This window comes from Mucilaginibacter sp. SG564, assembly GCF_013149275.1.
Classification (GTDB): domain Bacteria; phylum Bacteroidota; class Bacteroidia; order Sphingobacteriales; family Sphingobacteriaceae; genus Mucilaginibacter.
This window is the reverse complement of record NZ_JABGNA010000001.1, coordinates 1059048-1071833: the sequence shown is the minus strand read 5'-3', so window position 1 is coordinate 1071833 and position 12786 is coordinate 1059048. Positions and strand designations below refer to the sequence as shown.

Below are 12786 nucleotides of genomic sequence, written 5' to 3'. Positions count from 1 at the left end.
TCGGACTTACGGTCTTTTCCGACTTCCGGACTAACAAGCAATTATGACAACTAAAAATATAGCCCTTTTGGCCGGTGGTTTTACCGGTGAATATGAAGTATCTATCAATAGCGCCAGGAACATAGCGAGCACTTTGCCAGCCGAAAAATATAGGATTTATACTTTATTGATCAAGCGTGACAGGTGGTTTTATGAATCGGAAAATGGCCCGGTTGATGTAGATAAGAACGATTTTACCATTACGCTGAATGGCGAAAAGATCAAATTTGATTTCGCGTTTATTACCATACACGGCACCCCCGGCGAAGATGGTAAACTACAGGGCTATTTTGATATGCTGCGCATACCTTATAATACTTGTGATGCCACCACATCGGCCATCACCATGAATAAGGCTTATACCAAAACATTGGTAAACGGGATACATGGCCTGCATACAGCTCATTCGATGCGTTTGTTTGAAAAGGATATGCATGATGTGGCTATTATTGCCGCTACACTGAAGTTTCCATTGTTCATTAAACCCAATAATGGTGGCAGCAGTGTGGGTATGAGCAAGGTTTATAATGTAGCCGGTTTACCCGATGCATTAAAAAAAGCTTTTCATGAAGATCAGCAGATATTGGTGGAAGAATTTATCAAAGGGCGTGAGTTTAGCATTGGCATAGCCCGTCTGCATGGTAAAATAACAGTTCTGCCTGCCACAGAAATCATTACTTCCAAAGACTTCTTTGACTATGAGGCTAAGTATACCTCGGGCGTAACGGAAGAAATAACCCCGGCCGACCTTACCGCGGAGCAAAACGAACGGATAGCCAATATTGTGACCGAAGTATATAGCAGGCTGAATTGTAAAGGCATGGTACGCATAGATTTTATTTTACTGGAAGGATCAAACGATTTTTATTTTATCGAAGTAAATACAACTCCCGGCCAATCAGCTGCCAGTCTGATCCCGCAGCAGGTAAGAGCTGCCGGTATGGATTTGGGTGAGTTTTATAGCGCTTTGATAGAAGGAGCGATTTAAGAGATTTCGGAACTCGGATGTTCGATTTGGGATTTATTCGGGGATGATTAAAAAAAGAATATTCTAAATCTTCAAATCATTGAATTTTTAAATCCGAAATCGAACATCCGAATTCCGAAAGTAAAAATATAGTAGAGACGCATATTTGCGTCTCTTTTTTGTAACAAAGGTTCATGATTCATTATCAAATCACCAATGTTAAAGTTCCAAAATTTCAAAAAACTATACGGAGGTTTCCCGGCATTGAAGGTTGATGAACTCGCCATCGAACCAGGTATTTACTGGATAAAAGGCGTAAATGGCTCGGGTAAAAGTACTTTGCTCAAATCCATAGCTGGTACATTATCCTTTGAGGGCGATATATTGCTCGATAACAGCATCAGCATCAAAAAGCAACCCGTGGAATACCGGAAACTGGTAAACTTTGCAGAGGCCGAACCCGTATTTCCGGAGTTCTTAACGGGTAAAGAGTTGATCGCTTTATTTGCTCAAGCCAAGGACGCGCAAGCAGGGCAGGAGCAGCATTATATCGATACTATGCAGATGCGGGCTTATGTAAACCGGCCGGTCGGTACATATTCCAGTGGGATGCTCAAAAAGTTATCGCTGGTGCTGGCTTTTATGGGGCGACCCAAGCTCATTTTGTTGGATGAGCCATTGATCACCATTGACACCGAATCCTTAAAAATACTCAATACCTGGATAGCCGAACGCTATAAGCAGGAAGGAACGAGCTTCCTGCTATCATCGCACCAGGCACTTGAATATGCCGAACTACCCAAAGCCCGCGAATTATTGGTAGAAGACCAAACCCTTAAATTTATAGCCTGATGCAACAACCATTGACCAAAGTACTGCTCAAAGTATTTGCCGGTGGTTTTTACCAGGTGCATGCCGGGATATTGTTTGTTGTGTTTTTTATCATGGTGGGTACAGTGCCAGGCAATATGCTCATCACTTACCATAAATCGTTAATGCTGGCCATGACCAGTAGCCCGGTGATGCTGGCTTTGGTAATAGGGGTCTGGCTCATCTATATTTTTAAAAGCTGGCATTACGTTGGTACACAGATTTTTGCACCTGATAAACAATTCCTGTTTTATAGTAGTACTTCATTGAGCAGATCAGAACAGCGTAAAAGCTGGTATTATACACAAGCTGGCATTTTAACCCCAGTTATTATTTACGCGTTGCTGGCCGTTGGGGTAGGGTTGGCGCATCGTTTTTATATACTACCCTCGGTGATCTTATTATTTTTAACCGTTATGATCTGGTTCAGCGCGGTGATATATACCCGCTTGATAAATGGAATGATTGATGGCAGCAAACAATCGTTTTTGCTCAGATGGAGCAGTAAATGGCGCAAACCTTATTTCAGCCTGTATATCTATCATGTTTTTGATGATAAAAAGGTGCCTTACTTTATTACCAAAGGTTTATCATGGCTTATTATTAGCGGGGTATTTTATTTGTTTGCCGATGTAAGTACCGATACCAGGGTGGCAGGTATAGCTATACTGGCAGTGATCACCGCTCATGCTGTGCTGATATTTGAAGAACGTCGCTTTGAAGAAACCAAACTAAGCTTTACACGCAATTTACCCTATAGCCGGTTCTGGTTATTCTTAAACTTTGCGGGTGTTTATTTCTTTTTGCTGCTGCCCGAAAGTGTTTGGCTTTTCAGTCGGTTTCAACCGCTAATGGCTGTTGAGCTATTGCTGGCTGGTTTAAGCACAGCCCTGCTGTTTCATAGCCTGCTTTATTGGTTTGGCCTCAATATGGATAAATATCTGCAATGGATCCTGGGCCTGTTCATAGTACTGTTCTGGGTAATTATGTTCCGCCTGCTTTGGGTGCTGATCCCGCTGAATCTGATCATCGCTTACTTGTTTTTCTACAATAACTATTATAGATATGAAGGAGTCGTGAGTCGTGAGTCGTGAGTCGTGAGTCGTGAGTCGTGAGTCGTGAGTCGTGAGTCGTGAGTCGTGAGTCGTGAGTCGTGAGTCGTGGTAAAATTGATGAACAATTTAGTAAAAAATCCGGTAACCCTTTAATTAGGTGAATCAAGGTTCAGACAAAAACTCACCGCTATCCACTCACTATTCACAATATTATATCAAATAGTGCTCAATCACATCCTGCGGGATCTTAGCTCCTCGGCCTGTAGCCATATCAATCATCACGTAATCAAAATAGCCGTCGCAGCTTATTTTGCCGGTACTTTTATTAGTAATAGTGAATTGCACCCGGCAGCCTTTTTCGTTAATAGATTCAATGCCTGTTTTTACAACAAAATAGTCGCCCATAGCCAGGGGGCGTTTATAATCTACATGGGCAATGCGTATCACCCAGCCAAAACCCCGTTCCATGAATTTTTCCATGGCCATACCGTAGCAGCGTTCCATCTGATCGTACCGGGCAGCCAGCACATAATCAAAATATTTGCTGTTATGCACATGCTGAAACATGTCAATATCATCAGGGCGTACGCGAAGTTCTGTTTCAAAGGTGCTATATTGGGCAGGAGTATTCATTAGGCAAATATAGTTGATTAGGTTGATTGAGTTGAATTGCTGGTTTCTTAATTACCCCCATTCACGCTTAGGGATTGCAGCGGATACCGGCCGAACCTAAGGCCCGCAGGCGTATGAGCGGAAAGCCCGGGCCGCAGGCAACGCACCTGGTAGGTCAAAAGTTAAAATTCAAAAATCAAAAGCTTTGCCCGGAAAAATATAAAGGCGACCTTTTGAATTCATTACCCTGGTAAGAAAAAATTAAAACCTTTGTTGTTAGAAAAATATAAAAATAGCCTTTTGAATTTTGAATTTTAACTTTTGAATTTAATACCTATCTTTGCACCCACAATTAATTAATCATTCACGCTTTAATATTATTCAAGTAATGTATTTAGGTAAAGAAGCAAAGGCAGAGATCTTTGCAAAACACGGTAAATCAGCTACAGACACAGGTTCTGCAGAAGGACAGGTAGCCTTATTCACCACCCGTATCGCTCACTTAACCGGGCACTTAAAAAATAACAAAAAAGACTTCTCTACTCAATTATCACTTCAAAAATTGGTAGGTAAACGCCGTGCATTGCTGGCATACCTTTACAATAAGGATATTGAAAGGTACCGTGCTATCATCAAAGCGTTACAGCTTAGGGATATCATCAAATAAGTTTTTCAAGTTTTTCATAAAAAGCCGTCCGCAATATTCGGATGGCTTTTTTACTTTTGAACAAATATTATACACACATAAAAACCGATGCGTTCCGAAAGATGAAAAGCGCATCACAACAAAAACAAGATGAGTTTAAACGTAATTAAAAAGGTTATCGATTTAGGTGACGGCCGCACCATTGAGATCGAAACCGGTAAATTGGCCAAACAAGCTGATGGTTCTGTAGTAATTAAAATGGGTGATACCATGTTATTGGCTACCGTAGTATCATCGCCGGAAGCGAAAGAGGGAGTTGATTTTTTACCCCTTTCTGTTGACTACCAAGAAAAATACGCTGCCACTGGTCGTATACCAGGTGGTTTTTTACGCCGCGAGGCTCGTTTATCAGATTATGAGGTGTTAATCTCCCGTTTGGTCGACCGTGCTTTGCGTCCTTTATTTCCCGAAGATTATCATGCTGATACCCAGGTGATGATCACGTTAATATCTGCCGATAAAGATATTATGCCAGATGCTTTAGCTGGTTTAGCAGCATCTGCAGCTTTATCTGTTTCTGATATCCCTTTTAATGGCCCTATCTCTGAAGTTCGTGTAGCTAAAATTGATGGGCAGTTAGTAATCAACCCAACCCTGAGCCAATTAGAAAACGCGACTTTAGAATTTATCGTTGCTGGTTCTGAGCATGACATCAACATGGTTGAAGGTGAATCAAAAGAAATTCAGGAAGCTGAATTGGTTGAAGCCATCAAATTTGCGCACACTGCTATTAAATTACAATGTTTAGCTCAAAAAGAGTTAACCGCCGAAGTTGGTAAAACTGTAAAACGTACTTACAGCCATGAGCATAGCAACGAAGACTTGAAAAAAGCTATCTACGCCGCTACTTACGACCAGGTTTACACTATCGCTTCTTCTGCATCTGCAAAAGACGAGCGCGGTGTTAAATTTAAAGAAGTTCGCGATGCTTATATCGAAACCTTAGGTGAGATTGATGACGTTACTAAGTTCCTGGCCAAAAAATACTACCACGATGTAGAGTATGATGCTATCCGTAACCTGGTATTAGACGAAGGTAAACGTTTAGACGGTCGTACAACTACCCAGATCCGTCCGATATGGAGCGAAGTTGGTTATTTACCATCTGCTCACGGTTCGGCTGTATTTACCCGTGGCGAAACCCAATCATTAACTACCGTTACCTTAGGTGCTAAGGATGATGAGCAAATGATTGATGGTGCGTTTATCAACGGCTACCAGAAATTCCTGTTACACTACAATTTCCCTGGTTTCTCAACTGGTGAGGTTCGTCCTAACCGTGGTGCTGGTCGCCGCGAAATTGGTCACGGTAACCTGGCTATGCGTTCATTAAAACAAGTATTGCCTTCTGAAGACGAAAACCCATACACTATCCGTATCGTTTCTGATATCCTGGAGTCAAACGGTTCGTCGTCAATGGCAACAGTTTGTGCCGGTACATTGGCGCTGATGGATGCTGGTGTAAAAATTAAAGAGCCTGTATCAGGCATCGCGATGGGATTGATCACCAATGAAATGGGTACTAAATACGCTATCCTTTCTGATATTTTGGGTGATGAAGACCACTTAGGTGATATGGACTTTAAAGTAACCGGTACTAAAAACGGTATCGTTGCTGTACAAATGGACTTGAAGATCAACGGCTTGTCATACGAAGTGTTAACCAACGCTTTGAACCAGGCTAAAGATGGTCGTTTACATATCCTTGGCGAAATGGCTAAAACCATTACCCAGCCACGTGAGGATTACAAACCACACGCTCCGCGTATTGTTACCATTAAAATCGACAAAGAATTTATTGGTGCAGTTATCGGGCCCGGTGGTAAAATCATCCAGGAAATGCAGCGCGAAACAGGTGCAACTATTTCTATTGAAGAAAAAGACAACCAGGGTATCGTTCAGGTATTTGCCGATAACAAGGCTTCTATCGATGCCGCTCTGTCACGTATCCGCGCTATCGCTTCAAAACCAGAAGTGGGCGAGATATATGAAGGTAAAGTAAAATCAATTATGCCGTTTGGTGCATTTGTTGAAATTATGCCGGGTAAAGATGGTTTATTGCACATTTCTGAGATCGATCATCGTCGTATCGAAACGATGGATGGTATATTCCAGATTGGCGATGAGGTAAGAGTTAAATTGCTTGATGTTGATAAGCAAGGAAAACTAAAACTTTCCAGAAAAGTATTATTGCCGAAACCAGAAGCCCCAAAGGCTAATTAATTATTGAATTGAATAACAAAACCCTCGTAACGAGGGTTTTGTTATTTAGCCTGTTTTGTTTATGATTTTTTTGAAAAAAAATTAAAACAAAACAGGCTAATTTGAACTTTAGTAAAGTTGAGAGATTGCTGATAACACCATTAAGTCCGATCCTGCTTGAGAGAAAACATGACTTCTTCTACTAATGATCCTTTAGATTTTCTAAATAACAATCCGCATGGGATACAGTCGGGCGCACAGACCGATCTTGTGCAGTTGTTGTTATATGAGATCATCAGGGTAAAAGATCTCATCGTATATTACGACTCTATTCCCAATGGAGGCGGTCAATTAGGTTCATCTATCCTTAACGAACTGGTATCCGAAGCCTACAGCTCCCTGGTTAATTACGATACCGTGCTCATGAAGAAATACTACGACCTGTTGCTTAACTGCGATTAAGCCGCCCGGGCTTCCTGAAGGGGGAGTTTTTGAATTACATTTTTTTTCTTAACCTTTTTGTCATTCTGAACGCAGTGAAGAATCTATTCTATACCTTTTCTTCCGGCTTGCCTAGTTCGCTAATAGATCCTTCGTTCCTCAGGATGACAAACTTTTAGAGTTGTAATCTAAAAATATCCTTGTCATTCTGAACGCAGTGAAGAATATATTGTACGCCATATTTCTTTAAATAAGTGCAAATTTGTAGATTCATCTGCAAGATGCGCCAGTATAACTTTTTTACTTACATCCTTACAAATTATAATAAAACGGTATTATACACTGGTGTAACTAATGATTTAAATCAAAGATTATACGAACATTATTTTGGCATTGATCAAGCTGAAAGTTTCACCTCAAAGTATAAATGTTATTATCTCGTATGGTTTGAGCGACACCAATTTATAAATCATGCAATTGAACGTGAAAAGGAGATTAAAGGCTGGACGAGGGAAAAAAAGATAAAATTAATTGCCCAAGAGAACCCGAACTGGACTTTTTGAACGAGGAAATTATGGAATGGCCTCCTGTATTTATTGGCTAAACTATAACCTAAAAAATTTTTGTCATTCTAAGCGCAGCGAAGAATCTATTCTACGCTTTTCCTGTGGTTTGCATGGTTTGTTAATTGATCCTTCGGTGCGCAGGATGACAACTGGAGAGAATATTCCCTCTGTTCCCTCCCCAAAAAACTTTACATAAATTTTATAACTCTCCCTTTTGAGGGCCGTGGGGATTATTATATTTGCATATGAACCATCTGATAGCACCATCAATTTTAGCTGCCGATTTTGCCAACCTGCAACGCGATCTGGAAATGATCAATAAAAGCGATGCTGATTGGGTGCATGTTGATATTATGGATGGTATGTTTGTACCCAACATATCATTTGGTTTCCCGGTGGTTAGCGCTACCAAAAAACATGCCACCAAGTCACTGGATGTTCACTTGATGATTGTGGAGCCCGATCGTTATCTAAAAGCTTTTAAAGATGCCGGCGCCGATGGCATCACGGTACATTATGAAGCTTGTCAGCATTTGCACCGCACCGTGCAGGCTATTAAAGAGCTTGGCTGCAGGGCAGGAGTGGCCCTTAACCCACATACCCCGGTTACTTTGCTGCAGGACATCATTGCCGATCTTGATCTGGTACTCATCATGTCTGTAAACCCCGGTTTTGGTGGGCAAAAATTTATCGACAATACCTACAAAAAACTCCACGACCTGAAAGCGCTGAGCCGCGATAAAAATCCAAACCTGTTTATTGAGGTTGACGGTGGTGTTGATCAGCATAACATCCAAAAACTGGTTGATGCAGGTGCCAACGCGCTGGTTGCAGGCAGTTCTGTGTTTTCGTCGGCCGACCCGTCGGCTGCCATATCTCACCTTAAATATCCCGAAAAGTTATTACAATCGTAATAAATTCTACGAACCCGGTAGGATAAATTACAAATTTGCAATCAAAAGGCCTTTTGTTGATTAATTGTATATTTTTTCAAAAAATGCAAATAATCTCTATATATTTTGTCAAATTAATTAACTTCGGCCCAACTAAATACGAAGTTCCTAATCGTGTATTCAGAACCTACAATTTGTTAACTATATGAAACATAATTTTGGTGCCGGACCCGGCATTTTACCTCAGGAAGTTTTAAAACAAGCTGCTGAGGCAGTAATTGATTTAAATGGTATAGGATTGTCATTATTGGAGATCTCACACCGTTCAAAAGAATTTGAAGCAGTTTTAGATGAAGCTGTTAGTTTGGTGAAAGAGTTATTCAGCGTTCCTGAGGGTTATTCGGTTCTGTTTTTACAGGGAGGTGCCAGCACACAGTTTGCTTTGGTTCCTTATAACCTGTTGCCGTCAACCGGTAAAGCCGCCTACCTGGAAACAGGTGTTTGGGCAAATAAAGCTTTAAAAGAGGCTAAATACTTTGGCGAGGTTGAAATTGTAGCTACTTCAAAAGAGAGCAACTTTACTTACATTCCTAAGAATTATACTATTCCTGCGGATGCCGCTTATTTCCACATTACTTCAAACAATACCATTTACGGTACGCAATTACAGGAGTTCCCTAAATCGCCTATCCCGTTGGTTTGTGATATGTCGTCAGATATTTTCAGCCGCAAAGTTAACGTTGCTGATTTTGGTTTGATCTACGCCGGTGCTCAGAAAAACATGGGTCCGGCCGGTGTAACCCTGGTGATTGTAAAAGATGATATTTTAGGCAAGGTTGATCGCAAGATCCCGTCTATGTTTAACTACCAAACACAAATTGAAGGTGGTTCTATGTACAATACGCCTCCATGCTTTGCCATCTATGTTTCAATGTTAACCTTAAGGTGGTTAAAAGGTAAAGGCGGTGTTGCTGCCATTGAGCAGGAAAACATCACCAAAGCACGCGTATTGTATGATGCTATCGATGCTAACCCGCTGTTTAAAGCAGTGGCTGCTCCGGAAGATCGCTCTAACATGAACGTATGCTTTGTAATGGAGAATCCTGAGCTGGAAAAACCTTTCCTGAAATTATGCGACGAAAGAGGCATAGTAGGCATCAAAGGTCACCGCAGTGTAGGTGGTTTCCGTGCTTCCATTTATAATGCATTGCCATTAAGCAGCATTTTGGTGCTGATTGATGTAATGAACGAGTTTGCAGAAAGTAATAAATAATTTAGTGAATGGTGAGTGGAGAATGGTGAGCAGTTTACCGCTATTCAACCATTCACCGCTCACTACTCACCACTCACCACTCACACAAAAGACATGATCAAAATATTAGCTAACGATGGTATAGATCCAATTGGAAAAAAAATGCTGGAAGATGCAGGATTTTTTGTTGATACCAACAATATACCTCAGGATGAATTGCCTGAAAAATTAAAAAATTACGATGCCATCACCGTGCGTAGCGCAACCAAGGTACGCAAGGCATTAATTGACGCTACTCCAAACCTGAAACTGATTGGTCGCGGTGGTGTTGGTGTTGATAACATTGATGTTGACTATGCCAAAGAAAAAGGCATCGGCGTGTATAACACTCCCGCTTCATCTTCATTATCAGTAGCCGAATTGGTGTTTTCAAGCCTGTTTGGCGGCGTTCGTTTTCTGTATGACAGCAACCGCAAAATGCCGGTTGAAGGTGGTACCAAATTCAACGATCTGAAAAAAGCTTATGCGAAAGGTATCGAACTACGTGGTAAAACATTAGGTATTGTAGGTTTTGGCCGTATCGGTCGCGAGGTAGCCAAAATTGCTATCGGCGTAGGTATGGAAGTGTTGGCTTATGACCTTTTTGAATTTAACTCCGAGCTTGACATCGTTTTGGGTGGTGGTACAACCGTAAAGGTTTCTGTAAAAAAAGCTACACTTGACGAAGTGATCAAAACAGCTGATTTTATTACGCTGCATACCCCATTTATTGACAAAGCCCTTTTAGGCGCCGAAGAACTGGCTCAAACCAAAAAAGGTGTAGGTCTGGTGAACATTTCACGTGGCGGCTTAATTGACGAGCTGGCCCTGATCGACGCCTTAAACAGCGGACAGGTTTCATTCGCGGCATTAGACGTATTTGACAATGAACCAACTCCGCGCGAAGAAATACTGAAACACCCTAAAATTTCCCTTACCCCGCACATTGGCGCCGCCACCAACGAGGCTCAGGAACGCATAGGTGTTGAATTGGCCAGTTTGATTATTGACCATTTCAAAAAATAAAAAGTAAATACGAGGTTTACTGTTTAACGCAAATAGCCGGGATCAGCAATGGTTCCGGCTATTTTGTTTTTATGGCCGATTGAAGACGGGGCATTTCGATAGAGCATGAAGGGGTGAGAGTGAGGATGAAAGAGAAATCTTCTGCAGTAAATTAATACTTTTTAAAATTTTAAAAGCCGCCCAAAATCGTGTGAAAATTTGTTTAAAAGTGTTAAACTCGGGGGTTTGAAACAATTTTTGAATGTTTTACCTCGTTTTTGAGCAGAAAAGTGTTAAAATTTAAGGTTTAAAAAGTAAAGATTTAATTTCCAACCCCAACGTATTTGATAAACTCAACGGGATGTTTTCGGGAAACCAGGAGCCGTATTTTGGAGTCGACTTTTAAGCTGTCGGTATTACTTAAAGAGAAATGATTGTTGATTATTTGCCCATCATAATCATATTGAACATCTATTTCCGTTCTGTCGATCTTGGGGTGCTGAAAACCGGTAACTTTTGCAACAACAAGTATGCTGTCTTTGAATGCTTTTTCCTGTCTTAAATAACCGTAAGCAACTATAATAAAGGCAAGGCAAAAAATAACCCGGCTCAGTTGCATTTTGTTCTTAAAGTTTGATAAGGGTGCCATAGTTTATTGGGCTTATCTATGAAAATAGTTTGATGATCAATAATACGTATTTCCCTGGCTTAAAGTGTATAAACCACGTTTTTCTCTGGTATTGTTACAATATAGCCATTCTGCTCCAGGTCGTTAGCCAGTAACTGCATACTTTCGGTTTCTCCATGTACCAGGAAAACGTTTTTGAGTTTCGATTTGTCCTGTTGTTTTACGTTCTCCATCAGGTCGTTATGATCGCCGTGGGCGCTCAGTACGTCGGTTTGTTTGATGGTGGCATAAACGGCCAGTTCGCGATCTTTTATGTGTACTATGGAGTCGCCACGCAGCAAACGGTGCCCTAAAGTACCTTTGGCACAGTAGCCTATAAAAAGGATGGTGCAGTAATAATTCTGGACATTATAAAACAGGTGATCCTGGATACGGCCGCCCTCCAGCATACCAGCAGAAGAAATGATGATGCAGGGCTCATAATAATTGGATATCTGGCGACTATCTTTCAAATTCTCTACATAAGTAAGGTTTTCGAACTCAAATTCATCGCCCTTGTCCTTGTAAAAATCCTGGGCATCCTGATTAACCAGGCTATGGTACTTTCTGAAAATGCCGGTTGCCATGGTGGCCATTGGACTATCCACAAACACTTTAACCGGTGGTAGCAAGCCTTCGCTGAAGATCTTGTTGAGGGAGTACACCAATGATTGGGTACGGCCGATACTGAACGCAGGAATGATCAACCGCCCTTGTTCTTTGACACAGGCTTTATCAATAACCTCTATGAGGGTTTGCTCAACCGACTTGTCTTTAGTGTGGTAGCGGCCTCCATAGGTCGATTCTGTGACCAGGTAATCAACCGGTGGCAACTCCTGTGGATCATTTAATACCGGGTAGTTTTTGCGACCGATATCCCCGGTGAAGGCAATGGATTTTTCTTCACCATTTTCTGTAACACGCAGGACCGCTGCTGCTGCACCTAGTAAATGTCCAACAGGTATAAAAGTAAGCTCAATATTGCCATTGATACGGAAAGGCCGGTTAAAGCCGATGGTCACAAAACGGTCTACAGTATCCATCACGTGCTTTTGTAGGTAAAGTGGCTGTGGACCTCCGCCGGTATTGAATTTGCCCTTGCCGCGTTTCCTGTAGCCTTTGCTGGCCTTATTCATGAAGATACTAACAGAATCGAGCAGTAATAATTCGGTGAGGTCGGCGGTAGGCGGGGTACACAGGATCTGGCCGTTAAAGCCCATTCTGATGAGTGTAGGCAGATTGCCCGAGTGATCGATATGCGCGTGGGTTAATATCACCACGTCGATCTCTTCAGGGCGAAAAGGGAAATTCTCGTTATCTTGTATGTTGCGGTCTTTCTCGTAATCTAACCCGCAATCCACTAAAATCTTATATCGGTCAACCTCCAGCAAATGCATGCTGCCGGTTACCTGACGGGCTGCCCCGTGTATGGTTAATTTCATTTTTATAGGTCGATGGACTATGGACGATAG

The 12786-nt window shown here is 41.7% G+C and carries 13 protein-coding genes; 10 read left to right on the top strand and 3 right to left on the bottom strand.

Annotated features, from left to right (window positions below; genetic code table 11):
• The first annotated feature begins 43 nt into the window (after positions 1-43).
• The 3 genes from FHW89_RS04030 (at position 44) to FHW89_RS04020 (ending at position 2970) form a co-directional block, all read left to right on the top strand.
• Positions 44-1027, top strand: coding sequence for a D-alanine--D-alanine ligase (locus FHW89_RS04030; RefSeq protein ID WP_172333698.1), 984 nt, complete (start codon positions 44-46; stop codon positions 1025-1027).
• A gap of 195 nt (positions 1028-1222) precedes the next feature.
• Positions 1223-1858: an ABC transporter ATP-binding protein gene (locus tag FHW89_RS04025; protein ID WP_172333697.1), complete on the top strand. Its 636-nt coding sequence runs from the start codon at positions 1223-1225 to the stop codon at positions 1856-1858.
• Positions 1858-2970, top strand: coding sequence for a hypothetical protein (locus tag FHW89_RS04020; protein WP_172333696.1), 1113 nt, complete (start codon positions 1858-1860; stop codon positions 2968-2970). The genes FHW89_RS04025 and FHW89_RS04020 overlap by 1 nt, the downstream gene beginning before the upstream one ends.
• Before the next feature lie 171 nt (positions 2971-3141).
• Here FHW89_RS04020 and FHW89_RS04015 read toward each other — a convergent pair whose 3' ends face one another.
• Positions 3142-3564 (bottom strand): thioesterase family protein, encoded by a 423-nt coding sequence (locus FHW89_RS04015; protein ID WP_172333695.1) that lies wholly within the window; start codon positions 3562-3564, stop codon positions 3142-3144.
• A gap of 367 nt (positions 3565-3931) precedes the next feature.
• On the opposite strand from FHW89_RS04015, the gene rpsO reads away from it, so the two are divergent.
• From rpsO to FHW89_RS03980, 7 genes are all read left to right on the top strand, one after another.
• Entirely contained in the window at positions 3932-4210 is a 279-nt protein-coding gene (gene rpsO / locus FHW89_RS04010; protein WP_166086991.1) for a 30S ribosomal protein S15, read from the top strand.
• Positions 4211-4339: 129 nt separating this feature from the next.
• Entirely contained in the window at positions 4340-6472 is a 2133-nt protein-coding gene (gene pnp, locus FHW89_RS04005) for a polyribonucleotide nucleotidyltransferase (protein WP_172333694.1), read from the top strand.
• Between the two features lie 168 nt (positions 6473-6640).
• On the top strand, positions 6641-6913 hold the full coding sequence (locus tag FHW89_RS04000) for a hypothetical protein (RefSeq protein WP_090468044.1): 273 nt from the start codon (positions 6641-6643) through the stop codon (positions 6911-6913).
• Between the two features lie 260 nt (positions 6914-7173).
• A complete protein-coding gene (locus tag FHW89_RS03995) occupies positions 7174-7455 on the top strand; it encodes a GIY-YIG nuclease family protein (RefSeq protein WP_172333693.1) in 282 nt (93 codons plus the stop codon).
• Between the two features lie 248 nt (positions 7456-7703).
• Complete coding sequence (rpe, locus tag FHW89_RS03990) at positions 7704-8372, top strand: ribulose-phosphate 3-epimerase (RefSeq protein ID WP_172333692.1); 669 nt, start codon at positions 7704-7706, stop codon at positions 8370-8372.
• 184 nt (positions 8373-8556) lie between these two features.
• Positions 8557-9624, top strand: a complete 1068-nt coding sequence (gene serC, locus FHW89_RS03985) for a 3-phosphoserine/phosphohydroxythreonine transaminase (protein WP_172333691.1) — start codon at positions 8557-8559, stop codon at positions 9622-9624.
• 93 nt (positions 9625-9717) lie between these two features.
• Positions 9718-10668: a D-2-hydroxyacid dehydrogenase gene (locus FHW89_RS03980; RefSeq protein WP_172333690.1), complete on the top strand. Its 951-nt coding sequence runs from the start codon at positions 9718-9720 to the stop codon at positions 10666-10668.
• 301 nt (positions 10669-10969) lie between these two features.
• Here FHW89_RS03980 and FHW89_RS03975 read toward each other — a convergent pair whose 3' ends face one another.
• Positions 10970-11296, bottom strand: a complete 327-nt coding sequence (locus FHW89_RS03975) for a hypothetical protein (RefSeq protein ID WP_172333689.1) — start codon at positions 11294-11296, stop codon at positions 10970-10972.
• 59 nt (positions 11297-11355) lie between these two features.
• A complete protein-coding gene (locus FHW89_RS03970) occupies positions 11356-12756 on the bottom strand; it encodes an MBL fold metallo-hydrolase (RefSeq protein ID WP_172333688.1) in 1401 nt (466 codons plus the stop codon).
• Between the last annotated feature and the right edge of the window lie 30 nt (positions 12757-12786).

Bases quoted from the DNA above. Each gene is read 5' to 3' on its own strand.
- pnp (WP_172333694.1), top strand. From the start codon at position 4,340: ATGAGTTTAAACGTAATTAAAAAGGTTATCGATTTAGGTGACGGCCGC.
- FHW89_RS03970 (WP_172333688.1), bottom strand. From the start codon at position 12,756: ATGAAATTAACCATACACGGGGCAGCCCGTCAGGTAACCGGCAGCATG.
- FHW89_RS03975 (WP_172333689.1), bottom strand. From the start codon at position 11,296: ATGGCACCCTTATCAAACTTTAAGAACAAAATGCAACTGAGCCGGGTT.
- FHW89_RS04025 (WP_172333697.1), top strand. From the start codon at position 1,223: ATGTTAAAGTTCCAAAATTTCAAAAAACTATACGGAGGTTTCCCGGCA.
- rpe (WP_172333692.1), top strand. From the start codon at position 7,704: ATGAACCATCTGATAGCACCATCAATTTTAGCTGCCGATTTTGCCAAC.
- rpsO (WP_166086991.1), top strand. From the start codon at position 3,932: ATGTATTTAGGTAAAGAAGCAAAGGCAGAGATCTTTGCAAAACACGGT.
- FHW89_RS03995 (WP_172333693.1), top strand. From the start codon at position 7,174: ATGCGCCAGTATAACTTTTTTACTTACATCCTTACAAATTATAATAAA.
- FHW89_RS03980 (WP_172333690.1), top strand. From the start codon at position 9,718: ATGATCAAAATATTAGCTAACGATGGTATAGATCCAATTGGAAAAAAA.
- FHW89_RS04015 (WP_172333695.1), bottom strand. From the start codon at position 3,564: ATGAATACTCCTGCCCAATATAGCACCTTTGAAACAGAACTTCGCGTA.
- FHW89_RS04030 (WP_172333698.1), top strand. From the start codon at position 44: ATGACAACTAAAAATATAGCCCTTTTGGCCGGTGGTTTTACCGGTGAA.
- FHW89_RS04000 (WP_090468044.1), top strand. From the start codon at position 6,641: ATGACTTCTTCTACTAATGATCCTTTAGATTTTCTAAATAACAATCCG.
- FHW89_RS04020 (WP_172333696.1), top strand. From the start codon at position 1,858: ATGCAACAACCATTGACCAAAGTACTGCTCAAAGTATTTGCCGGTGGT.
- serC (WP_172333691.1), top strand. From the start codon at position 8,557: ATGAAACATAATTTTGGTGCCGGACCCGGCATTTTACCTCAGGAAGTT.